Origin of the sequence: Paracoccus solventivorans (genome assembly GCF_900142875.1) — a bacterium.
Lineage (GTDB): Bacteria > Pseudomonadota > Alphaproteobacteria > Rhodobacterales > Rhodobacteraceae > Paracoccus > Paracoccus solventivorans.
Genome location: NZ_FRCK01000001.1, coordinates 429,541 through 450,356, shown reverse-complemented (window position 1 = coordinate 450,356; position 20,816 = coordinate 429,541). Strand labels below are relative to the sequence as shown.

Below are 20,816 nucleotides of genomic sequence, written 5' to 3'. Positions count from 1 at the left end.
GGCGATATCATTTCTTATAGCCCCTGCGCCGTTCAACAAAGGCGATGTCGCCCTCTGACCTGACGTTGACCAAAGAGCTACGAACCCAAATGCGCCTTCCATCCGACATGATGCGCTCATGTGCTCGCCTGATATGCGGGAGCGGGCTGGCATGATGCCCACCATTGGCCGCACTTTCAGTACTGTATTTTAATGCAGCAAGATACTCTTGAGCATTAACATCATAGTGCTGCGGAATCATTGGCTTGTGGGCGCGCTTGCGTTTTTCGTTAAGAATTGAGGGCGCGCGCTTTAGATCGATGTTGCAGCCGCGGGTGTTTAGCATTGCGATGGCTATCGGGTATGATTGAGTATGGTCGCGGATTTGGTCAGGTGTCATGCCGGGGATATAAACATTTGTGCCATCCGGGCCGTGCTCGTAGTAGACTTTGGATAGTCTACGCATTCGAGAACCGATCAGTAGGAACTCACTACAGGCAATCTGGCGAGCTGAATGAGGTTCGACTATTCCCAGGAAGCGTAATGGAACAACTTGCCCATCCTGTTCGAGTGTTGATAGTTCGAATGTGAAAGCCCATGGGTGCAAATCAAAAGGCTGTCCAACGTGATCTTTTAACCCTTGAACGATATCGAGAACGCGGCCATGAGTGGCTTCATTGTTTTCGATAAGCCCCAGCGAAAAAATTCGGCCTTCAGCAGATATCCCCCGCGGGATCATCTCTTGCTCAGCCATAAGAGAAATCTTGGTCAGAACCTGCTGAAGTTGCATCTGATGCTCGTTTCGGTTTACACAGCTCGACCCCAGCGGGGTCGAGACTGCATCTAGTTGCGGCCCGCCGAGGCGCCAACCACTAATCTACCTGTCCGCACCCCGCCCGCATCTGGTCCAGCACAAGCAGCCCGGCGCGCTGCGCCCGTGGGCCGCTGTCGGTCAGCAGCGCCGCGGCGGGGCTGCGGGTGCGACTGGCTACTGTGCGGGATTTCCGTCGGGGCGCGAATTATTTTAGCCGGGATGTATTTCAGGGGTTGCAATGCTTGCGCTGCGCTAGTATGACAATGGGGCTGAACTGGCGGCAGTGGTAACGTGATCTGCAGGCGTTACGACGTCACCGCCTCCAGCCCCAGCCGCCGCAGCTCCTCGGCCAGACGATCCCGCCCCAGTGCCGCGTCCAGCCGCTCCTGCAGTCGGGCGCGGATCATGTCCTCGATGGCGGCCTGCGTCGGTGCCAAGCGTCGGACCACCCCGGGCATCTTGTCCAACACCCCGCGCGCTGCGGCCGAGATAGCTGCATCGGTGACGGCGGCCGCAGGGTTGCGGCGGACAGCGGCAAACAGCAGCGTCGCCACGGTATCGACGGCATGATAGACCGCCTGCCGGTCCACCGCCTCGACGCGGCGGCGCAGGAAGCCGGGCAGGCCGGAGGCGATGACGCCCATCAGCGCCACCACGCCATAGGTCAGCAGGTCCACGATGATCGGCTGGATGATGTGTTGGATAGCGGACAGCATGTCGATCAACCTTTCAGGGATTCGAGGCACAGTTTCTGCTCGGCGGCGCGCCGGTTGGTCAGGCCGCGCACCACCTTGCCGCCGGCCTTGTCCCACCGCGGCAACTGGTTGCAGGCGCCGCGCCAGTCGCCGGCGTTGGCCAGCCTGGCCAGCGTCGAGCTGCAGGCGGCGGTGGGGCCGACGTTGTAGGTCCAGCTGGTCAGCGCGACCTGCACGCCTTGCGGCTGGTCGGGCAGGGCGGGGATGCAGCGCGCCAGAGGGGCGTGATAGTCGGCCAGCGCCGCGATCAGCATCTGCTGGCACTGCTGGCTGGTATAGCGGTCCCCGGGTTTGACGCCGCGCGTTTCGCCATAGCACACCGTCCACACCGGCGGGCTGGCGATGCGGTCCAGATACGCCTCGGTGCGCTCGCCCTCCCAGGGTCCGACGAAGGCTGCAGCCGCGGCCAGGACCGCCGCCGTGCCGGTGGTTGCTGCCGCCTTCTGCGGCGTCGCGAACAGGGATTTGATCCGCTCCCAGAGGGTCGCGAAGGGGTTTATCATGCTGATTTTCCCATGAAAAAAGCCCCGCGCGAGGCGGGGCGAATGTTAGACGGATGTTAGACGGGGGCTCAGCGGCGCCAGTATTTCCAGAGATCGATGGCCTGCTTGGGATCGTCCACCGCCAGCAACAGCCAGCGCATCACGCCCTCGGCGGTCAGCGTGACGATGGCAGCGGCGACGGGCACCGGGACGCCCAGGGTCTGCGCGGTCCAGTCCGTCATCGTCCAGGCGGCGGCGATGGCCACGGCGACAGTCGTTGCGACGCGCAGGGGGCCAAAGCGAGCTGTCGTCTTGACCTTGACGATTAGCGCCGCCGCGACCGCGAGCCAGAATTCGATGGGCTGCAGGTCGTTATTCATCAGCCCAGGTCCTCGCTGATCTGCACCAGCAGGTATCCGGCGTTCGGCCAGGTCTCGATCGCGCCGTCCGAATAGGTCACCTCGAATTCCGCGCGGTGCAGCCCGCTGCGATCAGTGTCGCCCGGCTGCCAGTCGTATTGCACCACCGCCGGTCTTGCCTCGATCACGTGCGCGGGCTGGCGGCCGAGGCCATCCATGACAAAGGCCACGCTGGCGCCGGACAGGTCGACGGTCTCGGGCAGCAGCGCATAGCGCAGGGCTGGGGCTGTATCGCCCCGCTTGATGTAAAATGTCGCCATGTCAGGGCCTCGTGATAGTGCCGGATCGGATGGATGGTGTCAGCACGCCGCCGCGCGCCGAGGGGCCGACGACACCGCCCTGCGGATCGCCAGGATAGGCGTAGCGCGAGGACTGCGACCACAGCCGCATGATGATGCGGGCCATGTCGGGCGCGTCCGCCGCGTCGAGCACGGCGCCGATGCGGACGGCGACCGACAGACGCGCGCTGTCCGGGGCGTCACCCGCGGCAAGCCGGGCGCTGATCGGCACCGCGGCACGGATCGCGGCGCGGTCGGGTGCATCCGATGCAGCCACGCGCGCCATGATCGCGGGCCAGCCGGTGCCGGCAATGATCCGGGCGAGGTCCGGCGCATCGGCAGCCGCCAGCGCACCCCGGATCGCCACCGCCACCACCACCGCCGCCCGGTCGGGGGCGTCCCGCGCGGCAAGCCGGGCACTGATCGCAGGCCAGCCGGTGCCGGCGCGGATTGCCGCGGTGTCGGGCGGGTCGGTGGCCGCCAGCGCGGCGCGGATCGGCACGGCAATCGACACGGCAGCGGTATCGGGCGCATCCGCGGCAGCAAGGCAGGCCATGATGGCCGGCCATCCGACGGTTGCACGGATCGCCGCGCTGTCCGGTGCATCTGCCGCTGCCACGGTGGCGGTAATCGTCGGCCAGCGGACCGAGGCGATGATGCGCGCGGTGTCGGGGGCGTCCGACGCGGCCAACGTCGCGGTGATCAGCGGCGCGCCCTGCGATTGCACCCATTCGACCAGTTGCGCCCGCTCGGCGGCTGAGGGGATGCGATCGTAGATCGCCATCCGGCGGATCGTGCCGGCGCCGCGCCAGGCCGGATTGGCGTCCTGGGGCTTGTAGCCGATAAACAGATGCGACGTGGCGACCGGGTTGTGATCTGGGATCGGGTCCATATACCAGCCGGGCGTCAGATAGCTGACCATGTTCGAGCCGGCGCTGGCCGCCCAGAACTCGCCGACGAAATCGGACGGTGGCGCTGGCAGTTCGACCATCATTCCGCGCCCGGGGGTCGTGGCAATGCCGATTCCGGTCCCCCAGTTTCGGAACGCGTGGAAGTGGCTGGCGGTATAGAGGTTGTCGGATGGGCTGCCGACATAGAATATCGTCGGCTCGTCCTCGCTGGGGGTCACCGCCTGCGAATAAGAGATGATCACATACAGCGGCCCCGCCGCCCGAGCCACCGGAATGGCGGGCACGGCGGGGCCGGACGTTGCGAACTCAATCGCGACATCCGTGGACCACAGCAACCCGGATGTGATCGGCGGCGGCATCGGATCAGCCGTCCGTCAGGGTGGCGCTGGAGATGATGATGTCCTGACCGGCGTTGATGCTGGTGTTTTGCAGCTCGACATCGGCGCCGCTGTCGGTCAGCCCCACGGTCAACCCGGTCGCCACGTCGGCATCGCTGCTGTTGCGGATGCGCGCGGCCGTCGCGGTGCCGGTGCCGGATGCGGCGGCGGTCGCATTGGCAAAGGCCAGCGTCCAGTCGCCATCGGCCACGGTGCCGCCGGTCGGGGACAGGGTATGGCTGGACAGCACGTTGCCGCCGGAATCGAGCAGCTGTAGCGCGCCGCCCGCGCAGGCGTCACGGGTGGCGGTCATGCGGGTGGTGCGCAGCGCGCTGGTGTAGATCACGGCCATGATGGGTCTCCATGTGGCAAAACCCGGCGCGGTGGCCGGGCGGGATAATGATGTGTCGGAAGGATCAGCTCTGCGCGTAGGTCAGGAAGAACGCGTCCAGCTCGGCGTCGGTCTTACCCTCGGCCAGCGCCAGCCCGATGACCAGCGGGTCGAGGCGCTGCGCCTCAATCAGGCGTTTTGCGCGGGCGCGGGCCGGGAATTGCTCGGCTTCGGGCAGGGTCGCGATCAGCGCCAGCACCGGAGCGGGCAGCGTGCCGTCCAGCCATGCGTCGCCCTCGGCCTCGGTGATCCAGCCCTCGGTCACCAGCCCGATCATCAACTGCGCAAAGGTCAGGGCCATGGCGGTGCGGTTCGGCTCCGGCGGGTCAGGTTCGGGCGGCGGTGCAAATCCTTCGCCGTCCCACAGCCAGCCCGGCCCGGCCTCGGCCGCCTCGGGCCAGTCGGCAGCCCAGTCCGGCACTGCCGCCGGGTCCGCCTCGATCACGTTGACGACGATGCCGCCGTCGATCTGCGCCAGTCTCATATCCAGATCCTCACCTCGCCGCGGGCACCCGCGCCGCTTCTTCCACCCCCACCGCCCGGCGCTGTTCCGGGTTGACCGCTGGTTCCGCCGTCGCCTCCAAAAAGACTGGTGCCTGCTGCATTTCCAGCCCCCGCAGCGCCTCCTCCGCCACCATATACCGCTTTCCCGCCACCACCGCCGCTGCCGCCACCGCCACCGCCACCGCCATAGATCGTTAAGGCATAGCCCCCTTCATTCCCGGTGCCGTTACCGCCTCCAATAGCGCCGCCGTCGCCGCCGCTAGCGCCGCCGGAGGTGCCAGAGGCCAATTCGCCCCCACCGCCACCGCCGCGAGAGGTGGAAGGGCCAGAGCCGCCGCCGCCAAACGCGCGGCCGAGACTCCCAAAAGTTGTCTGCCCGCCTACTCCGCCAGGGTTACCGCTCGCCCCGCCTGCCCCGATTGTGATCGGGACGTTGGACGGTAGATCGGTCGCCCGAAAATGGCAGCGCACGTATCCGCCACCACCGCCGCTGCCGCCACCGCCACCGCCACCGCCGCCACCCCACATCTCGACGGTGACATTGGCGTTGTCAGGCAGCCCCGCAGGTTTGGTCCACGTCCCCGATGCGGTAAACTGCCAGTAATACCGCGCCGAACCGCCCGAGCCAGCCCCGCCCGACAACACGCGAAACGCCCCGCCGACATATTCCAGCAGCGCCCGACCGCCGAAGACTGCCAAGCCCGGATCGGCAACAGCCCCGTCCGCGCTCAGCACCGGCACCGCCGCAGCCGACCCGACCTTGAGCGTCATCGGTCCGCTGTTCGCCGCTGCCCAGGTGATCCCGAATTTCATGCCGTCGCGCAGCCCACCCGGGGGGAGGCTGGGATCGACAGTCGCGGTCACGTTGTCGCCCGTCCCGCCGACAGACGACAGCGGCAGCGCCGACGCGTCATACAGCGTCGTGATGTGCCGGGCATACTGGTTGCCAAAGCCCTCGGGGGTCTCGGCGGTGTCCTGCCACGGCACATTGGTGGACGCGCCGTTAAATGTTGACCTGTCAGCCATGCAACATGCTCCAAATCTGCGGGGCCTCATCCACCGCGGTGATGCGGGCGGTCAGATCGTCGCCCGGCTCGATGTCCATGATCCGCACCCGCCGGTAGACGTGGCCCGATGCCCCGACGACGACCAGCGCGCCGGTGATGTCGCCCGGGGCTGGCGGGTCCAGGTCGATCCAGTCGCCGTCCTGCGTGGCGTCGTGGATGGCCACATTGCCGCCGGCACGGATTGCCAGCCCCATGCGCAGCCCCAGCAGGTCCAGCCGATCCTCGGCCGCGAGGTTGGGCACCTGGTCCATGTAGGGGCGCTGGCTGATGGTCAGCGGCGTGTCGGGCAGGATCGCGACGGTGTCGCCGTTGCCGTCCAGCTGCACCGCCGCGACCCGGGCGGACCCGGCCCATTCCGACAGCGCCTGATGCTGGATCCCGACCAGATCGCCCCGGCGGCTCAGCAGGTATTCGGCCGGGGCCGTCAGGTTGTAAAAGGTCGAGCGGTAGATCGCCTGCGCCTGGTCATAGAGCGCGCGCCGGTGCACCGCGTCGTAATCGACCAGCCCCGGGTAATCGACCTGCTCGACCCGGCCGTTGTCATTGGACAGGCCAGGGCGAAACACGCTGATCTGGCGCGGCTCATAGTCCCGGACCTGCTCGGCAAAATTGACCCGCAGCCCGTCCGGCATCCGCGCGAACCCCTTGGACCAGCCAAAGCCCTGACTGTTGCGGCCCGTGAACACCTGCACCGGCGCCTCGGCAGAGGTGTCCCGATCATAGACCACGCCCCACTGGTCGCTCATGTAGGGCTCGGCATAGCCGCAGGACGCGACCAGCCGCGCCACGTCATCGACCGAGCGATCCTCGATGATCGCATCGACGGTATAGCCCTCGGCCGCGCAATGCGCCCGCCACTCCAGCAGCCGGTCGTGCCAGATCAACCCGTCCGGCACCGGATCGACGTTGAGCATCCCGGTCCAGACGTCGACCAGATGCGGGGCCGGGTTGCTGGTGGTGGTCCAGTCGCGCCAGCCGGTGCCGTCCCAATCCCGCACCCAGCCCGAGGCCAGCACCGACAGTCGGTCTGCGGCGCGGTTGCGGGCGCGGATGGCGATCACCGCCAGGTCGCGCGAGGGCAGCGGGTGCTCGTCCCAGATCGACACCGAGCGCAGCAGATAGAGCGAGTCCACCACGTTGTCGCGGCTCATCACGATCTGGCCCGGCGTGCCGCGGCGGCCGAAGAAATCCCAGACGCTGCCGCCATACTGATAGCTGCCGGCGTTGTAATCCGAAGTTTTGAACGCCGCGCCGCGGACGATCTCGAACTCATAGCGCCCGGGCGGCCACTCGGCGCGGTCCAGCAGCAGGGTGGCGGTCCAGCGGTCCATCTGGACATGCTGCACCCCGGTGGTGCCGGTGTTGCCAGCATCGAGGTAATCCGGCCCGGACGTTCCGAAATACGGGTCCGCGGCCCAATCCTCCGCCGCAGGCAGCGCGGTCTGGCCGGGTGCAAACCGCCGCGCCTCGACCCACCCCGACCCCGATGCAGCCGCAGGCGCCCCCGAGGGATCGTCGGTCCAGGCAAATCGGATCGTCGCCCGGATCTGGCCCAGCTGGCGCTGCTGGAAATGCAGCTCGGGCAGGTTGCGCCAGCCAACATCCCCGACGCGGCGGGCGCGGATGCGCAGCGGCACCCGGATCGCCACGCCGCTTTCGCCGGTGGCCAGCTGCAAACCCTGCGGAAACGAGATTTGCAGCTGGTGTTCGTCCGGCGCCTCGCGCGTGGCGAACACTTGCGGCTGCGGCAGCGCGGTCAGGATGTCGCCCGCAGGGCTCTCGATGGTGCGGTTGTCGTCACCCACCACGTGAGCGCGCAGCTCGGAGTTGATCGCCTCGGTGCGGCCCTGTCGGGACAGCAGATAGACCGGGGCCTCGCCCAGCCAGCCCTCGCGGGTTTCGACCTCGACGTCTGCCATGGACGCCACCGGCGCGGGGCCGATGCGGATATCCTCGAGCTGGTGCGGCCCGGCCAGCACATAGGCGGCCTCGACGATCTCGTCCGGGCCCTGGAAATAGGTCAGCGGCTCCATCGCCATCGGCGGATAGACCTTGCGGGTGCCGATCACCCGCGGGATGGCGGCGTTGGGCTCCAGCACGTTGCCAGAGGCCGAGGCCGCGCCCCGGTCCTGCCGGCGCGGATCATCGTTGCCGCCCATCCACGTCGGCGGCTTGACCAGTGACGACAGCGCCAGAGACCCGACCAGCGATACGCCCGCGGCCAGCGCAACGGATGCGACGGTTGCCTGCCCGGCAGCAGCGGCGCCGGTCAGTCCCCCCAGCAGCTTGCCGCTGGCGATATTACCGGTGACCACCGTCAGCGCGATGGCCGCAATGGTGGCCAGCGGATTTTTCTTGCCGCCCCCGCCGCCCATGGGGGCCGCATGAAACGTGATCTCGGTCACAGCGCCCTTGGGTCGCACCGCGTGCCACAGCGCCCGGGGCACCGGATGGCCGTCGATGCAGATCACCCCCCGCTGGTCGAAATCCTCGGGCAGGCCCGGCATCCGCGCGCGCATCGCGGCCAGCGTCTCGCCAGCCGGAAGCCTGCGGACAACCGGCTGAAACGAGAATGGCTCACGATAGACGGCAAGAAGCATGGCGACGATACCCCAGGATGCGTCCCGCGACGCTGTAATGACTGACCGGCACCACGCCGCTGCCCATGCCCGCCTCGGCGTGCAGCATCAGCTGTGTGGTGACCATGATCCCGACATGCACCGTGGCGCGGCTGCCCCGGCCTGACCGCATCATCACCACGTCATAGGGCTGCGGCTCATCGACCGGCGCCCAGCCGTCCTCGATGCCGGACCCCGAGGCGATGGCGCGCGCGATGCGCAGCAGGTCCGCGGCCGATATCTCGCCGTAGCTGGGCAGCTCGATCCCCAGCCGCTCGCGGTAGATGAGGGTGCACAAGCCCCAACAGTCTACAGCGTGCAGGCCCCGTCCGCCGTCCACATAGGGCAGGCCGACATACCGGCCCCACCATGGCGCGGTCACCGGAACAGCGCCGGGCATCGCCCCTCCGTCGCACGCGTCGAGGGCCAGGGCTCCTGCGCATAATCCCGCAGCGACAGCGTGCCGGACAACTCCAGCATGTCGGCCTCGACATCGGTCAGCTCGAAATGCGCAAAGCTGTAGATCGGCGCCCGCACCGCCAGTTCGACCCGCGGCGACTGCGACAGGTCGAAATCCGCCGTTGAGCGCACCGCCAGCGACACCTGCGCCCGCACTGAGGATTCGCGGATCGCCTCGCCGATCAGCGGCGTGACGTTGGGCACCCGCATCTGCGTCACCGGCTCGCGGTCGCTGTCGGTCGGCGGGCGGATCTCGAAGGGCAGGCCGCGATAGAGATGCGTCTGCCCGTCCTCAGTCACCAGATAATCAAACGGGTCCGCCACCGCCCGGATCGGCTCCGTCAGGTTTGGGTGCCGGATGGTGACAAAGGCCAGCAGCGCGTGCGGGCTGGCCTCGGATTGCAAGTCCAGAGCGTCGGCCGGGGTGATGTGGCGCGGCATCAGGGCACCGGCACGGGTAGCGGCATCGACTGGATGCCAAACGATACCGAGATCCCGCGCACGTCCGCGCTGCGCATCGCCAGCACCTTGCTGACCTGATACGGTGGATCGCCCTTGACGATGCGCCACACGGTCGGCTCGCGCGTGATCGGGTGATCCATGACAAACGGCAGCGTGCCATAGGCCAGCGGGCCGCGGAACCACGACTGGAACGCCTGGAACATCGCCCGGTCCATTGGCACCATGGTGACCTGATACAACTCGGGCGCCCAGCTGGTGCGCGGGCGCTCGACGGGCGTCACGGCATCGTCCGTCTCGAATGACAGCCGATTGTCACGCAGACCGCCCTGCGGCGACATTTGCCTGACGCAGGACGGCACGCCGGAGGGCCAAGGGATGATTGTGGTCACCGGATGCGCCTTTGCGGCTTGGCGCCGTATCGGCCGCCCATCGTCTTGTCGTAGCGACCGCGGGCCAGGTCGTCGGCCACGATCATCCGCACGATCTCGCGTCCGTCGGGACCGCGCGTGGTCTCGGTCTCCACCGGCGGGGCACTGGCGCTGCGCTGGTCGATAATCTGGATGCTGGTTCCACCACCGCCCCCTCTTAGGGCCGCTTGTGCCTGCGGCACGCTCAGGATGCGGCCGCTAACAGCCGGGACAAATGGCTCCGGCCCACGCTCGCCCACCATGTAGGGCTGCCCAGCCATTACCGTGCCGCCACTGGCCCGCCCAGGCAGGAGCGGAATGATCCCGCCGCTGCCGAACGTCCCTGGGAAGGACCGCACCAGCTGCATCTGCAACGCCAGCATGGCCAGCTGCTTGGCGAGGTCCTTGAGCGCCTCTTTCGGATCGTCAAATACACCTTGGAACGCGTTCTGTAGCGACGATCGCACGCTGTCCGACACCGCCTGCAGGTGCTGCTGCTGCTGGGTCAGCTCGCCCAGCTTCTGCGCCTCCGCCTCGATCTTGCCCCGCAACTCATCGCTGACCGCGATGCCGCGCTTCTTGGCCTCGTCGAGCATTGCCCATTCGGCGCGCGCCTTGGCGACTTCGGCCGCGGACTTGCCGATCAGGGTAATCTCGCGCTCGAGGTTCAGTTTTTCGCGCTCGATGCTTTCGAACAGGCCGGGTTCGGTGCGGCTACCACGACCGCCGCCGCTGGATTTGCGGCCACCGCCGGCCGAACGCTTCGCGGCCTCCCGCTCGGTTTTTCGCGCTGCCTCCAGTCGAGCCAGATATGCGTCTTCCTCGGCCCACTGCTGTTCCAACTCCTGGATCTCCAGATCCTGCGCCCAGGACGGCATATAGCCGTCGGCCGTGGATGCCCGCTGGCGCAGCGCGGCCTTTTCAGCCTCCCGGCGCCTGGCCAGTTCCGCGGCCGCAGCGGTGCCGCCGGCATCGAGGATCGCTTCGCCGGCCGCATAGCCCGCTCGCGCGACCATGCCGCCCCCGATGCTGGACAGCACCGATGCGATCGAGGCGATTTCCGCGCGCACCGCGGCCATAGCTGCGGCCCAGCCGTCCGTGTCGGCAAGCGCATCCTGGATCGCCGCAATTATGCGGTCCATGTCGGCGACCTGCTCGGCGTTCCCCGCCCTCAACGCATCCGCACGGGCCGCCTCGGCGTCGGCCAGGTCCTGTACGAGCTGCTTTTGCTGACGCATCGCGCGGTCGTAGGTATCGTACAGTCGAGCAACCGCCTTTTCCTGCTCGGAGAGACCATCGGCCACCAAAGACTTGGAGGCCTCAATGACGGCGGCGATTTCAGATGCCATGCTTTCGATGGCAGCCTGTTGCGCCTTGGTGGTCGGCTCGATTTCCGCGAGGATCGAAAGCAGCGCCTCTCCGTCGGCCAATACGTCTGCAATGTTTCCACTGCGACCAATATTGCCAATGGCTACCGCGAGCCGTTCCGCTTGCTCCGCGGTGGCGCCGGCCGTTTCCCCGAGACGCTGGATTGCCTGCTCGACGAGCTTTTCCCGCGCGCTCTCATATCCGGGCATCACGTTGCCGGCCGGGTCGAGATATGCACCCATGTTCGGCAGGCTCAGCCGGTCCCGGAAATCACCGCCCAAGCGGCGAGCCGCGTCGAATGCAGCCTGTTCGGCACTGGCGCTGGTGATGATCGCCATCGCCTGTGCGGCACGGTGTACCTCGTCGGCCAGATCGCCATATTTGGCGCTGAGTTGCTCGACCGGCACGGCAGCGGCCTCGGCAGCACTCGCCGCAGCTGCCGTGGTCTTTTCCAGGTCGCTCAGCTCCTCTTCGAGCGTCCTGGCCTTTGCCGATGTGCCAAGCAGGGACGCTGCCAGCGGCACCAGCACGGCGGCAACCGTGCCCACAGCAACACCCCAAACCCCGAACGCACTGGCCAGCTGCGGAAATTGCTGGGCGAAAGCACGGCTGGCATCGGTCCCGCTGGCGACCTGGACCGCGAAGTCCTGGACCTGATAACCCACATTCTGGAACTGGTGGCCGGCGATGCGGCTGCCGGTTGCCGCCTGCTGCACCGCCCCCGAAACCCGGCCAAGCTCGACCTGCGCGCGTTTGACCTCGGCGGTGTATTTCGCCTGATCGATCGCTCCAAGCTCAAGGGCACGGTCGAGCCGCTTGACCGCTGCTTCGTACTTCTGCGCGGCGGTGTAGACAGGATCATAGGCGCGTTGCAGGCGGTCCAGCTCGCGCAGATGGGCGCGCAGGGCCTGGTTGTCCGCAACCGAACCGGACGCATCGCGGAACGCCTTTTCGGCGGCTTCTCCCATCTGCTTGTACTTCTGGAGTACTTTCTGGGTTTCAGCCGCCAGCTTCGCGTCTGAGAACCCGGCCTCGATGATCAGATCCGGTTCAGCCATCTGTAAACCCTTCGATGCCCAGCTCGCGAAGCTTTTCGATGCTCATTGGCTCCACCGGATCCTTGAGCCCCCAGTGCGCCCGTCCATGGCCCTCGATGGCAGCCATGAAATGCCACAGGCTCATCTCGCCGATCTCTTGCGGCGAGAACCCTGCCGCGGCTCCGATTCCGTAGAAGGTGCTGAACCGCCAGCGTCCTCGCTCTCGGCGCTCGGCGTTGTCTCGCCCGCCAGCGAGGGCTTTCCCACGGGGTCATCTGCCGGCCCGAAAAGCCCGGACATCAGCACCGACATTGCCGGCACCTTGAACGCGATCATCGGGTGCCGATCAAAGGAATCTCCGACGGCCTTCTTCGCCGCGCCCGCATCCATGCCGCCGCCGATCAGCCCCCAGCGAAGAACCTCGAACAGCTCGGTGGCAAGCCACTGACCGGAGCGAAGCTTCATCAGCAGCAATTCGGGGCCACAGTCGGTTGCCTTCTGCAGCCCTTCGAGCTGCGCGAGCGCCAGGCGGAAAGGATGCTCTCCGCCGGGCCACACGATCAGATCCGCGTTCATCAGGTGGCGTCCGTGAACTCGGGCGCTTCCTTGAAGCGGCCGTTCAGCGTCAGCGTCACCGCGGCGCGATCGACGTTGCCGATGTTGTCGATCGACAGCGACGGCAGGATCAGCGGTCCGTCGATATATTCGACCTCACCCGTCTGCGCCCCAACGATGTGCACCCGGATGGGCAGGACCACCTGATCCTTGGCAGCCCGCAGAATCTTGTCACGGTTGGCGGCCGCCAGTGTTGCGTTGATCCTGATCGACCACGACTGGGCGCCGTACTCTGCCACCTTTTGGGGCGGCAGGGTCCAGTCGTCACAATCGCCGACCGTTTCTTCCTGGACCTCGTTGTCCACGTTCAGTGACACGCTGGTCGCGCCGCAGAAATTGGTCCAGGTCGCGCCGACCCCGCCGGTCGCGGACCAATCGACCATGACGACGATATCGCCACGGTAATGACGTTCAGGCAGTGCCATCTTTTACCTCACTGGATTTTGCGCGACGCGCCGGCTTTGTTTGCTCGCGCGTCGCCGCGCCAGCCTGGACGGCGCGATCAATGATCCACGCCGGGAAGGTCTGGGGTCCGTCGGTGGGCTCGATGCGGACCGAGATGCCCCGTTTCGTATCGGTCGCATCGAAGCGCCGATGGAATGTCGCCTTAGCCATTGTCCCATGCCTCTCTGATGGCGCGCCGAACGCTCTCCCGGACCCGGCGCCGGAACTCGGCGCGCCTGGCCTTCCAAACGGGGAAAAAGAACGGCTGCGCGGGTCCGCCGGTCTTGGTGCCGAACTCGACAAACCGGGCGTAGAAAGCATCCTTGCTACCTGCGTAAATCCTGATCCGCAGGGTAGCGTACTGGTCGCCCTTGTTCTTGCCGCTGCGAATTTCGTCGATGACAAAGCTGCCGGCTGGCACGTCACCCCATGTCCATCCGATGCTGTCTCGCAGCGCTCCTGCAGACCGGCGCTTGTCTGGCGTCCGCAGCACCGGCGCGAGGCGCTTCATTTCGTCCACGATTTCCTGCGCGACTTCCTCCATGGCCCGGGCTGCAGCTTCTCGGGCAATATCGGGCACCTGGGCTAGACGCGCGCGCAGACGTGGGGATAATTGAGCCATCGCTGCCACCGGAAACGGAAGATATTGAAATGGAGCTTCGCCTTTTCCTTTTCGGTCTCGTGCTGCTGGCATGGCCTGTGTCAGCACAAGAGACCGCCGAGGAGCGTGACCGGATGCTGGAGTCTATTGCTCGGTCTGAGGCGCTAATGCACAAGATCTTGGAAAAGGGTGAGCCCTTCCGGCAGCAGGAGGAGGAGGTTCAGAGCCGCCTCACGACTGCTTGCAGCAACCTCTATCGCCGCGATGCGGATGCGACGATCGCCAATCCTCTGTGCTACGAGGTGTTTCTGAACCACGGGCTGCCGGACTAGGTTTCTACGACCGCCTCGACCTGCACCACCCCATGCACCACGCCCGGCTGCGGATCGTCCATAACCCGCACCAGCGCTACGCGGAGCGGATGCATGGTCAGTGCGTCCTGATCCGCCCAGTCGTCGAGGGCGGCGGCGACGGCATCGCTCACATCCTTCGCCACCCGCTTGTCGGGCCGGTTGCTGGCCCAGACATCCACCTGGACCGTTTCGCGCCGCGCGCGGATGCACTCTGCGCTGTCGTCGCTCCAGTAGGACGGCCCGATGCTGATATACGGCATCACCGCATCCTCGGCCGGGTTGTCATAGACCCGGCCATCCACCGCCGGCACCTCGGCCTTGAGCCGGGCGACGATGAGCCGCTGCAGATCGCTGCTGGTGCCCACGATCAGCCCTCCACCAGCATTTCGAGGTAGGCGCCCCGCTCGATCGGGCGGGGATCCTCGCGCAGCTCGTACACCTTGCGGATGCCGGTGCGGTCGCGCAGTTCGACCTGCCACTCGCTGGTGATGCGGCGCGCCTGCGTGCTATTGCGGATCGTCAATATCACCGGGTTGCGGCTGGCCAGCCGGGCCTGCATGACGGCCTCGCCGCCCCGCAAATGCTTGACGGCAGCCCAAACCACGAACTGGGTAACCCATTGGTCCAGCGTGCCGCCCATGTCGGTTTCGACGTGCTCGCGCCGCGAAAACGTCGCACGGCTGTCCAGGTTACCCGTCTGCATCGCGGGTCGCCTCCCAGAAGAAAACGCGGTGCCCGGCGAGCAACGCGCGGACCGTCGTGGGCGGCACCGCATCCTCGGCGCCGCCGCCCTCGCCTCCGCGGGCGGCGAACATCCGGTCCGCCAGCATCTTGATGGCGACCTTGATCCGCTCGTCCGCGACGATCTGCGAGGGATGGTAGTCTTCCGCGCCGGGCGAGGGCAGATGGTCCTCGCTGGCGTAGAGCGGCCGGCCGATCCAGTCGCGCACCTGCCCCTCGGCTGCCAGGCTGATGGATCTGATCACTGCATCCTCGTCGTCGCCGTCAATGTGAAGATGCTGGCGCAACTCCTCCGGCGGGACGATCATTTCGCGGCCTTCTCCGACTTGGCAGCGGCAGCCTTTCCCTTGGCCTCCGCTTCCGCCTGGGCCTTGGCCTCAAGCTCGGCCATGGCGATACGCTCGGGGTCCGCGCCACCCGCGGCGCCACCAGGCAGCGGCACAAAACCGGCGCCCAGCCCGGGGATCGCCGTCGCCAGTGTCGCCTGCTGCGCTGCCTGTGCGGCCTCGATGTCGGCCTCCGAGGCGCGGACGAACCTGCCGGTCTTGACCAGTTTTTCGGCCATGGTCTCGTCGACGTCCACGATGCCGCCCGCGGTGACGCGGCCATAGGTGCCGACAGCGCCACGAAGCGATTTGAGCTTTGCCATATCCGGAATCCTTCTGAGCGATGGGGATGCACTGGCGCGACGGCCGCGCCAGTGCTGGGGGCAGGATCAGGATCAGCCGCCAGGCGCAGTGTAGTAGCACAGCGCCAGGGGCCGCTTGACCGCGACGACGCCGCGTTTTTCACCGCGGACCGTCAACATGTTCTTGTCGAAGTTGTCGCGGTTTTCCGACGACAGCAGGATCTCGATGCCCTGCCGCTCGTAATAGGTCGCCGCCAGCTTGAAGGCCCCGGTCAGGAAATCCCCTTCCGGCATGTCCTCGGTGTCGACCACCCTGCGGCCCCACAAACGGGGGGTCGGGGTCTCCATGAACGGGTTGCCGAAGATATACCGACCGGTGGTATCCTTCAGCATTTCAGCCGCGGCCCAGTCCCAGATATTGAGGACATGCGCATCGACGACATAGCCCGCTGCGGTAACCTGCAGCATGGCCAGCCGCATCCGGTCCAGGATGGTGGCGCCCGCGGGCTCACGCGCGGTCTGCGCATAGGCCGTGGCGTTCGTGATCAGCCCCGAGAAATTCTCGCCGGTGCCGTCACCGGCGAGGATCTGCGCATTTTCGACCTTGTTGACTTCGTAGGTCAGGGTGGTGTCGATGTCGCTGCGCAGCGCCGGGATGTCATCCAGCATGTGCTTGTGGATTTCCATCCGGCCCGCGATCGTCTTGACCGAGGCCTCGACAGCATCCCAGACCTTGTCGATCAGCGGCTTCACGGTCACGCCGTCATCCGGCACGATGCCAGCAGCGCCCGACCGCGAAACCTCGCGGAAATACTTGATCAGCGGCTGGCCGGTTTCGCCGACGGTGATCAGATCCTTGATCACCAGCTTCTTGTCGGGCTCGGCGACGATCTCGGATTCGCGGCGCTCGGGCAGCAGCGCGCCCCCCGACCCCGGCGCGGACGTGATCGCATTGAACACGCCCAGGCTGTGGTTGCCGTTGACGCCGGATTTCGCAAGCGCCTGGATCGCCTCGGTCGCCTCATCGACCACCAGCTGGCCCAGGGACTTTGCGCCACCCGCGCCGCCCCGGCGGCCGCTGGCAAACCGCTGCTCGAGCTCGCGCGCCGAGGCCTGCATCTCGTCGATGCGGGTCTTCAGCTCGCCCTGCTCGGCCAGCGCCTTGTCCACCGCGGCCTTGGTCTCGTCGGTCAGCCCGCCGAGACGCTTGTTCTCGGCCAGGACGTTCTGCACGCCCTCGTTCAGCTTGGCGGTGACCTTCTCGAAGTTGTCCTTCAGGTCGCCAAGCGCCATTTCCATGTCAAAGGCCATGTCCAGTCTCCATCTTGGCCAGTGTGGTTTCGACCGACCCCATCAGGGCGGCCATGCTCTTGGCAGCGCTCGGCATGCCGTCATCAGCAGCGCTCGGCGTGCTGGTCAGATCCTTGATCAGGCTGCGGCGCTCGCTGCGGGCCATCCCGCCCCGAGCCAGTGCAGCATCCACCTTCGCCAGGTTCTTCAGGCGCGGCGCTTCGGCCCGCGCCTGCGGGTCTGCCTCGACCTGATCGGCGGTTAGCAGCTGGTCAGCAAATTTCCGCTCCACCGCGGCGCGTCCGGAAACCCAGGTCTCGCGGTCCATCATCTGCCCGATCTCGGCGGCGTCGATCCCTGTGCGCACCGCGTAGAGATCGGCCAGGACCTCGTCAAAAGCGCCAAGCTGGCCTGCGACGGTCGTCAGATCGTGACGGTCCCCGACCGCGAACACCCAGGTGTTGTGGATCATCAAGAACCCGGCCCGGGCGATCTCGATCCTGTCGCCGCCCATAGCGATGACCGAGGCCGCCGAGGCCGCCAGCCCGACGATCCGCACCGTCACGTCGCCGGCGTGACCCCGCAGCAGGTTGTAGATCGCCAGCCCCTCGAAGACATCGCCGCCGGGGCTGTTGATGTTGACCACCACCTCGCGCTCGCCGGAATTGCGCAGTAGCGCCCCGACCTTGCGCGCGGTAATGCCATAGCCGTCCCAGGTGTCGCCGATCACGTCCATCACGTCGATCACCAGCGGAGCGTCATCGGACGAGGCCTCCGCGCGGGCGCGCAGCTCGGGGTGCCAGCGGTCGATGGCCTTGGGCGGCGCGCAGTCGGCGCGTACGTCGTCGGGCCGCACACCGAAATGCGCGACCGGCATGTGGTTCTTGGCCATGTCAGCCCATCCTTTCGTTCAGCAGGTCGATGGGCGACATGGCCGTCTGCACCATCAGATCGTCCGCCACGCCGCCGCGGCGCTCGAGGTTCAGCTTGTCGCGGGCCTCGTCGCGCGACATGATCCCGTTCGTGGTCATCGCCCGCAGGAATTCGGACTTGGCCTTGCTGTCCATCTGCAGCAAGCCCTCGCGGTTGAATTCCGCATACACCTCGCGCTGCTCGCGCAGCGGGATCAGCTGCTTGCGGATGCGCTGCTCGATCTTGTGCAGGACCGGGTTGATGCCGAGCTGCATCCACGACAGGAATATCTGCTCGACCCCGGTCCCCCACATAGTCTGCCCCTCGGCCGAATGGCCGATCACGATGGGCGGCACCCCGAACCAGCGGCAGACCTCCTCGATCGAAAATCGCCGGGTCTCCAACATCTGCGCGTCATCCGGGTTCAGCGACAGCTGCTGGAACTCCATTCCGGCTTCCAGCACCATGATTTTGCCGGCGCGGCTCGAGCCGCTGTAGCTCTCCAGCAGCTTCTGGATCTCCGGGCGCTGGCGTTCGTTGACGCGCTGGTTCGTCTTCAGGATGCCGGATGCCTGCATGCCTGCCCCGAACATGCTGCCGGACGCCTCGTCCGCTGCCATCGCGGCACCGATTGACTGCGTGCCCCAGCGGATGGGCGACATCCCCTCGTCACCCCCGAAGCCCCAGCCGCGCAGGTGCAGGACCTGCTTTTGCTTGAGCACCCGCGGCCGGCTCATGCCAGGCTCGCGGACTTCATACATCAATTCCCGGGTGACCGGGTTGCGGATCGGTTTCACAAGGACCGACGGCAACGGCAGCAGGGCGACCGGGCGGCCGTTGATCTCGTCGATCTCGGCATAGGCATTGCCCGTGGCCAGCAGCCACGACAGCATCCCCTCCCAGAACTCAACCGGGGTCTGGTCGGCATTCGGCGACAGGCCGATCAGATCATCGACCGGACCCGATATCTTCTTCCGCCCGGTCGAGGTCTTGCGATAGACGTCCAGGGGCAGCGCGGCCATCACCTGGGCGCTGCGCGCAATGCAGGCCCAGACCGCCGACACGGTCAGCGCCGACGACAGCGTTACCGTCTTGCCGCTGGCGTTGGTGGCAACGTAATAGCCCAGGTCGCCGCCGGCCAGCGTCAGCCGCTGTTCCTTGGTCAGGTCGCTGACCGCCGCCAACGGGCGACCGAAGCGATCCAGCACGGCCAGGGGCTTGTCCATCACACCACCATGATCGGGCTGGACAGGAAATCGTCGATCGACGCCGGGGCTTCCGGATTTCCGAACATGAGCATCGCGGCGTTGAAGGTCGCCATCAGGGCGTCGATCTTCGCGCTTCCGGCCACCTGCTTGGTCACGATGTAGTTGCTCCCCTTGAGTTCGGTTTTGGCGTTGCCGACGTTCCACGCCATCATTTCGCTGGCGCCGTGTATCAACTTGCGATCCTTCAGCCGCCGCGGCAGCGTCAGCACCGCCTGCTGCAGCTTCCAGCCTTGGCCGACGCTGACCCAGCGGTCTTCGCCAATGCCCACGGCGTCCAACTCGTCCAGCAGTTCCGCGATCCCAGCGGCATCCAGGCCGATGGCCGGGCTGTCGATCGGCAGCAGCCCGGCCTCTTCCAACTGCAGGATCACCTCAACAGCTCCGCGCACATCATCTCCAACCGCCTCGCAGATGGTCAGATCGCCGTCGCGCTCGAAATCATGCAGCCTGGGCGCGATCTCCTTGCGATAGGCCAGTACGTCCGGGAACGCCCAAGCGTGGGCCCAGTGCAGCCAGTTGCGCGTGCCGGTTTCGCGCCCGATCACCGACATCGCGAACAGGTCATCCAGCCCGCCGCCATCGATGCCGACCGCGCAGACCTTGGACCGCGCCATCAGCTCCTTCAGCGTCAGGGCCTTGTCCCCGCAAGGTTCCCAGTGCAGCGCCCCCGGCCAGCGGTCGGCGCGCAGCCCCATGCCGATCTGGACGTTGAAGTGCTGGCTGGCCAGCAGGATCAACGCCTCGATGCCGTCCGCCTCGGCCGCCACCAGCTCGTCAGCCAGGAATTCCGGCTGGACCGAGGCGCCCAGGGCCGGGTTGACCAGCGGCCAGGTCTTGGGGTCTTTCCATCCCCCGTCCTTCGACTCCGACAGCGGCAGTTCATACAGCACCGGCAGCAGGGGCAGGGCGATGGCGCCATCCCGAACCGCCCGCGCTTTCTCCAGCTCCGACCGGAACACGCCGGCAGGCGGCTTCTTCGATTGGGTGGTGATCGTCAGCAAGAAACCGTCCGGCCGCGCCGCCAGCCCGCCCTTGATCTCGCGCATCACCGCCGCGGCCCGCGACATCTCCGCGAACTCGTGCAGCTCGTCGATCAGCACATAGGCGGCCTTGGTGCCCGTCACCACCTTGGGGTCGGCCGACTTGATCATCAGGATGGCGCCCGTGATCCGGTGCGTGATCGTCTTCAGGTGCGGCTGCAGGTGCAGCAGTTTGCCCAGCTCTTCGTCCAGTGCGATGATCCCAAGGGCCTGATCGTAGCTGATGGCTGCGACCGCGATTGTCGGGGCGATCAGCAGCAGCTCGCAGAGCGGACGCTCGTTGAGGATCAGCGCCGTGACCATGATCGCCGCAGCGATCGAGGATTTCCCGTTCTTCTTCGGCACCAGTAAGAAGAACTCCCGGATCATCCGGCGCTTGGTGTCCGGATCGTAGCTGCCGAAGACGGCGCGCACGAACTCGAACACCCAGTCCCCGCAAACCTCGCCATAGGTCGGGGTGCCGATGATGTCCGGCACCCGTAGCCGTTTGAAGATGCGCAGCGCCTTTTCGGCCACCGCGTCGTAGAGCGGCAGATCGGGCACAAGGGACCGCTGCCCCATAATCCGATCCTCCCAATCCGGCACGGCCGTGGACC

28 protein-coding genes are annotated in these 20,816 nt (G+C 66.6%); 1 reads left to right on the top strand and 27 read right to left on the bottom strand.

Translation table 11 applies throughout. The features are described 5' to 3' along the window. Nucleotides 1-7: 7 nt before the first annotated feature. From BUB57_RS16425 to BUB57_RS02175, 19 genes are all read right to left on the bottom strand, one after another. Complete coding sequence (locus BUB57_RS16425) at nt 8-769, bottom strand: hypothetical protein (RefSeq protein ID WP_143159577.1); 762 nt, start codon at nt 767-769, stop codon at nt 8-10. Nucleotides 770-1,098: 329 nt separating this feature from the next. Then, nucleotides 1,099-1,509 carry a hypothetical protein gene (locus tag BUB57_RS02250; protein ID WP_143159576.1) on the bottom strand — a complete coding sequence of 137 codons (411 nt, stop codon included), beginning with the start codon at nt 1,507-1,509 and terminating at the stop codon, nt 1,099-1,101. 5 nt (nt 1,510-1,514) lie between these two features. Beyond that, on the bottom strand, nt 1,515-2,051 hold the full coding sequence (locus tag BUB57_RS02245; RefSeq protein WP_073061326.1) for a lysozyme: 537 nt from the start codon (nt 2,049-2,051) through the stop codon (nt 1,515-1,517). 68 nt (nt 2,052-2,119) lie between these two features. Then, nucleotides 2,120-2,410, bottom strand: coding sequence for a hypothetical protein (locus BUB57_RS02240; RefSeq protein ID WP_073061322.1), 291 nt, complete (start codon nt 2,408-2,410; stop codon nt 2,120-2,122). Beyond that, on the bottom strand, nt 2,410-2,709 hold the full coding sequence (locus tag BUB57_RS02235) for a hypothetical protein (protein ID WP_073061318.1): 300 nt from the start codon (nt 2,707-2,709) through the stop codon (nt 2,410-2,412). Before BUB57_RS02235 ends, BUB57_RS02240 begins: the two co-directional genes overlap by 1 nt. Nucleotide 2,710: 1 nt before the next feature. Then, nucleotides 2,711-3,997, bottom strand: coding sequence for a hypothetical protein (locus BUB57_RS02230; protein ID WP_143159575.1), 1,287 nt, complete (start codon nt 3,995-3,997; stop codon nt 2,711-2,713). A 4-nt stretch (nt 3,998-4,001) separates the two neighbouring features. Continuing rightward, complete coding sequence (locus tag BUB57_RS02225; RefSeq protein ID WP_073061311.1) at nt 4,002-4,367, bottom strand: hypothetical protein; 366 nt, start codon at nt 4,365-4,367, stop codon at nt 4,002-4,004. Nucleotides 4,368-4,431: 64 nt separating this feature from the next. Next, nucleotides 4,432-4,890: a hypothetical protein gene (locus BUB57_RS02220; RefSeq protein WP_073061308.1), complete on the bottom strand. Its 459-nt coding sequence runs from the start codon at nt 4,888-4,890 to the stop codon at nt 4,432-4,434. Continuing rightward, nucleotides 4,887-5,936 (bottom strand): hypothetical protein, encoded by a 1,050-nt coding sequence (locus tag BUB57_RS16855; RefSeq protein ID WP_200796394.1) that lies wholly within the window; start codon nt 5,934-5,936, stop codon nt 4,887-4,889. Before BUB57_RS16855 ends, BUB57_RS02220 begins: the two co-directional genes overlap by 4 nt. Continuing rightward, complete coding sequence (locus tag BUB57_RS02210) at nt 5,929-8,577, bottom strand: phage tail protein (RefSeq protein WP_143159574.1); 2,649 nt, start codon at nt 8,575-8,577, stop codon at nt 5,929-5,931. The genes BUB57_RS16855 and BUB57_RS02210 overlap by 8 nt, the downstream gene beginning before the upstream one ends. Next, complete coding sequence (locus tag BUB57_RS02205; RefSeq protein ID WP_073061300.1) at nt 8,555-8,995, bottom strand: C40 family peptidase; 441 nt, start codon at nt 8,993-8,995, stop codon at nt 8,555-8,557. Before BUB57_RS02205 ends, BUB57_RS02210 begins: the two co-directional genes overlap by 23 nt. Beyond that, on the bottom strand, nt 8,974-9,495 hold the full coding sequence (locus BUB57_RS02200) for a DUF1833 family protein (protein WP_073061297.1): 522 nt from the start codon (nt 9,493-9,495) through the stop codon (nt 8,974-8,976). Before BUB57_RS02200 ends, BUB57_RS02205 begins: the two co-directional genes overlap by 22 nt. Continuing rightward, a complete protein-coding gene (locus BUB57_RS02195; protein ID WP_143159573.1) occupies nt 9,495-9,797 on the bottom strand; it encodes a hypothetical protein in 303 nt (100 codons plus the stop codon). The genes BUB57_RS02200 and BUB57_RS02195 overlap by 1 nt, the downstream gene beginning before the upstream one ends. 104 nt (nt 9,798-9,901) lie before the next feature. Continuing rightward, nucleotides 9,902-12,349, bottom strand: coding sequence for a coiled-coil domain-containing protein (locus tag BUB57_RS16675; protein WP_073061291.1), 2,448 nt, complete (start codon nt 12,347-12,349; stop codon nt 9,902-9,904). Further along, complete coding sequence (locus tag BUB57_RS17230) at nt 12,342-12,473, bottom strand: hypothetical protein (RefSeq protein WP_268801852.1); 132 nt, start codon at nt 12,471-12,473, stop codon at nt 12,342-12,344. Before BUB57_RS17230 ends, BUB57_RS16675 begins: the two co-directional genes overlap by 8 nt. After that, nucleotides 12,470-12,904 (bottom strand): gene transfer agent family protein, encoded by a 435-nt coding sequence (locus BUB57_RS02185; protein WP_073061288.1) that lies wholly within the window; start codon nt 12,902-12,904, stop codon nt 12,470-12,472. Before BUB57_RS02185 ends, BUB57_RS17230 begins: the two co-directional genes overlap by 4 nt. Beyond that, nucleotides 12,904-13,368: a phage tail tube protein gene (locus BUB57_RS02180; protein ID WP_084731912.1), complete on the bottom strand. Its 465-nt coding sequence runs from the start codon at nt 13,366-13,368 to the stop codon at nt 12,904-12,906. Before BUB57_RS02180 ends, BUB57_RS02185 begins: the two co-directional genes overlap by 1 nt. Further along, nucleotides 13,355-13,558, bottom strand: a complete 204-nt coding sequence (locus BUB57_RS16415) for a hypothetical protein (RefSeq protein WP_143159572.1) — start codon at nt 13,556-13,558, stop codon at nt 13,355-13,357. Before BUB57_RS16415 ends, BUB57_RS02180 begins: the two co-directional genes overlap by 14 nt. Next, on the bottom strand, nt 13,551-14,009 hold the full coding sequence (locus BUB57_RS02175) for an HK97-gp10 family putative phage morphogenesis protein (RefSeq protein ID WP_073061281.1): 459 nt from the start codon (nt 14,007-14,009) through the stop codon (nt 13,551-13,553). Before BUB57_RS02175 ends, BUB57_RS16415 begins: the two co-directional genes overlap by 8 nt. A gap of 29 nt (nt 14,010-14,038) precedes the next feature. On the opposite strand from BUB57_RS02175, the gene BUB57_RS02170 reads away from it, so the two are divergent. After that, on the top strand, nt 14,039-14,320 hold the full coding sequence (locus tag BUB57_RS02170; protein ID WP_073061278.1) for a hypothetical protein: 282 nt from the start codon (nt 14,039-14,041) through the stop codon (nt 14,318-14,320). Here BUB57_RS02170 and BUB57_RS02165 read toward each other — a convergent pair. The 8 genes from BUB57_RS02165 to BUB57_RS02130 form a co-directional block, all read right to left on the bottom strand. Continuing rightward, the gene (locus tag BUB57_RS02165) at nt 14,317-14,706 is read right to left on the bottom strand and encodes a DUF3168 domain-containing protein (RefSeq protein WP_073061275.1); all 390 of its coding nucleotides are present in this window, start codon (nt 14,704-14,706) and stop codon (nt 14,317-14,319) included. The two genes, BUB57_RS02170 and BUB57_RS02165, sit on opposite strands and share 4 nt — an antisense overlap. Before the next feature lie 2 nt (nt 14,707-14,708). Beyond that, nucleotides 14,709-15,044 carry a phage head closure protein gene (locus BUB57_RS02160; RefSeq protein ID WP_073061271.1) on the bottom strand — a complete coding sequence of 112 codons (336 nt, stop codon included), beginning with the start codon at nt 15,042-15,044 and terminating at the stop codon, nt 14,709-14,711. Beyond that, nucleotides 15,031-15,390, bottom strand: a complete 360-nt coding sequence (locus BUB57_RS02155; protein ID WP_073061268.1) for a head-tail connector protein — start codon at nt 15,388-15,390, stop codon at nt 15,031-15,033. Before BUB57_RS02155 ends, BUB57_RS02160 begins: the two co-directional genes overlap by 14 nt. Beyond that, complete coding sequence (locus BUB57_RS02150) at nt 15,387-15,731, bottom strand: DUF7302 family protein (RefSeq protein WP_073061265.1); 345 nt, start codon at nt 15,729-15,731, stop codon at nt 15,387-15,389. Before BUB57_RS02150 ends, BUB57_RS02155 begins: the two co-directional genes overlap by 4 nt. A 72-nt stretch (nt 15,732-15,803) precedes the next feature. Further along, complete coding sequence (locus BUB57_RS02145) at nt 15,804-17,021, bottom strand: phage major capsid protein (RefSeq protein ID WP_084731911.1); 1,218 nt, start codon at nt 17,019-17,021, stop codon at nt 15,804-15,806. Continuing rightward, nucleotides 17,011-17,892, bottom strand: a complete 882-nt coding sequence (locus BUB57_RS02140) for a head maturation protease, ClpP-related (protein WP_073061259.1) — start codon at nt 17,890-17,892, stop codon at nt 17,011-17,013. Before BUB57_RS02140 ends, BUB57_RS02145 begins: the two co-directional genes overlap by 11 nt. A gap of 1 nt (nt 17,893) precedes the next feature. Further along, nucleotides 17,894-19,138: a phage portal protein gene (locus BUB57_RS02135; protein WP_073061256.1), complete on the bottom strand. Its 1,245-nt coding sequence runs from the start codon at nt 19,136-19,138 to the stop codon at nt 17,894-17,896. Then, complete coding sequence (locus BUB57_RS02130; RefSeq protein ID WP_234951949.1) at nt 19,138-20,736, bottom strand: terminase large subunit; 1,599 nt, start codon at nt 20,734-20,736, stop codon at nt 19,138-19,140. The genes BUB57_RS02135 and BUB57_RS02130 overlap by 1 nt, the downstream gene beginning before the upstream one ends. Between the last annotated feature and the right edge of the window lie 80 nt (nt 20,737-20,816).

Excerpts from the sequence above, each read along its gene's own strand:
- BUB57_RS02155 (WP_073061268.1), bottom strand. The coding sequence starts at position 15,390 with ATGATCGTCCCGCCGGAGGAGTTGCGCCAGCATCTTCACATTGACGGC.
- BUB57_RS17230 (WP_268801852.1), bottom strand. The coding sequence starts at position 12,473 with ATGAGCCTGTGGCATTTCATGGCTGCCATCGAGGGCCATGGACGGGCG.
- BUB57_RS02210 (WP_143159574.1), bottom strand. The coding sequence starts at position 8,577 with ATGCTTCTTGCCGTCTATCGTGAGCCATTCTCGTTTCAGCCGGTTGTC.
- BUB57_RS16855 (WP_200796394.1), bottom strand. The coding sequence starts at position 5,936 with ATGGCTGACAGGTCAACATTTAACGGCGCGTCCACCAATGTGCCGTGG.
- BUB57_RS02160 (WP_073061271.1), bottom strand. The coding sequence starts at position 15,044 with ATGCAGACGGGTAACCTGGACAGCCGTGCGACGTTTTCGCGGCGCGAG.
- BUB57_RS02135 (WP_073061256.1), bottom strand. The coding sequence starts at position 19,138 with ATGGACAAGCCCCTGGCCGTGCTGGATCGCTTCGGTCGCCCGTTGGCG.
- BUB57_RS02240 (WP_073061322.1), bottom strand. The coding sequence starts at position 2,410 with ATGAATAACGACCTGCAGCCCATCGAATTCTGGCTCGCGGTCGCGGCG.
- BUB57_RS02175 (WP_073061281.1), bottom strand. The coding sequence starts at position 14,009 with ATGGCTCAATTATCCCCACGTCTGCGCGCGCGTCTAGCCCAGGTGCCC.
- BUB57_RS02205 (WP_073061300.1), bottom strand. The coding sequence starts at position 8,995 with ATGCCCGGCGCTGTTCCGGTGACCGCGCCATGGTGGGGCCGGTATGTC.
- BUB57_RS02200 (WP_073061297.1), bottom strand. The coding sequence starts at position 9,495 with ATGCCGCGCCACATCACCCCGGCCGACGCTCTGGACTTGCAATCCGAG.
- BUB57_RS02230 (WP_143159575.1), bottom strand. The coding sequence starts at position 3,997 with ATGCCGCCGCCGATCACATCCGGGTTGCTGTGGTCCACGGATGTCGCG.
- BUB57_RS16415 (WP_143159572.1), bottom strand. The coding sequence starts at position 13,558 with ATGGCTAAGGCGACATTCCATCGGCGCTTCGATGCGACCGATACGAAA.
- BUB57_RS02235 (WP_073061318.1), bottom strand. The coding sequence starts at position 2,709 with ATGGCGACATTTTACATCAAGCGGGGCGATACAGCCCCAGCCCTGCGC.
- BUB57_RS02180 (WP_084731912.1), bottom strand. The coding sequence starts at position 13,368 with ATGGCACTGCCTGAACGTCATTACCGTGGCGATATCGTCGTCATGGTC.
- BUB57_RS02170 (WP_073061278.1), top strand. The coding sequence starts at position 14,039 with ATGGAGCTTCGCCTTTTCCTTTTCGGTCTCGTGCTGCTGGCATGGCCT.
- BUB57_RS02225 (WP_073061311.1), bottom strand. The coding sequence starts at position 4,367 with ATGGCCGTGATCTACACCAGCGCGCTGCGCACCACCCGCATGACCGCC.
- BUB57_RS02220 (WP_073061308.1), bottom strand. The coding sequence starts at position 4,890 with ATGAGACTGGCGCAGATCGACGGCGGCATCGTCGTCAACGTGATCGAG.
- BUB57_RS02140 (WP_073061259.1), bottom strand. The coding sequence starts at position 17,892 with ATGGCCAAGAACCACATGCCGGTCGCGCATTTCGGTGTGCGGCCCGAC.
- BUB57_RS02250 (WP_143159576.1), bottom strand. The coding sequence starts at position 1,509 with ATGCTGTCCGCTATCCAACACATCATCCAGCCGATCATCGTGGACCTG.
- BUB57_RS02145 (WP_084731911.1), bottom strand. The coding sequence starts at position 17,021 with ATGGCCTTTGACATGGAAATGGCGCTTGGCGACCTGAAGGACAACTTC.
- BUB57_RS02245 (WP_073061326.1), bottom strand. The coding sequence starts at position 2,051 with ATGATAAACCCCTTCGCGACCCTCTGGGAGCGGATCAAATCCCTGTTC.
- BUB57_RS16425 (WP_143159577.1), bottom strand. The coding sequence starts at position 769 with ATGCAACTTCAGCAGGTTCTGACCAAGATTTCTCTTATGGCTGAGCAA.
- BUB57_RS02185 (WP_073061288.1), bottom strand. The coding sequence starts at position 12,904 with ATGAACGCGGATCTGATCGTGTGGCCCGGCGGAGAGCATCCTTTCCGC.
- BUB57_RS02150 (WP_073061265.1), bottom strand. The coding sequence starts at position 15,731 with ATGGCAAAGCTCAAATCGCTTCGTGGCGCTGTCGGCACCTATGGCCGC.
- BUB57_RS16675 (WP_073061291.1), bottom strand. The coding sequence starts at position 12,349 with ATGGCTGAACCGGATCTGATCATCGAGGCCGGGTTCTCAGACGCGAAG.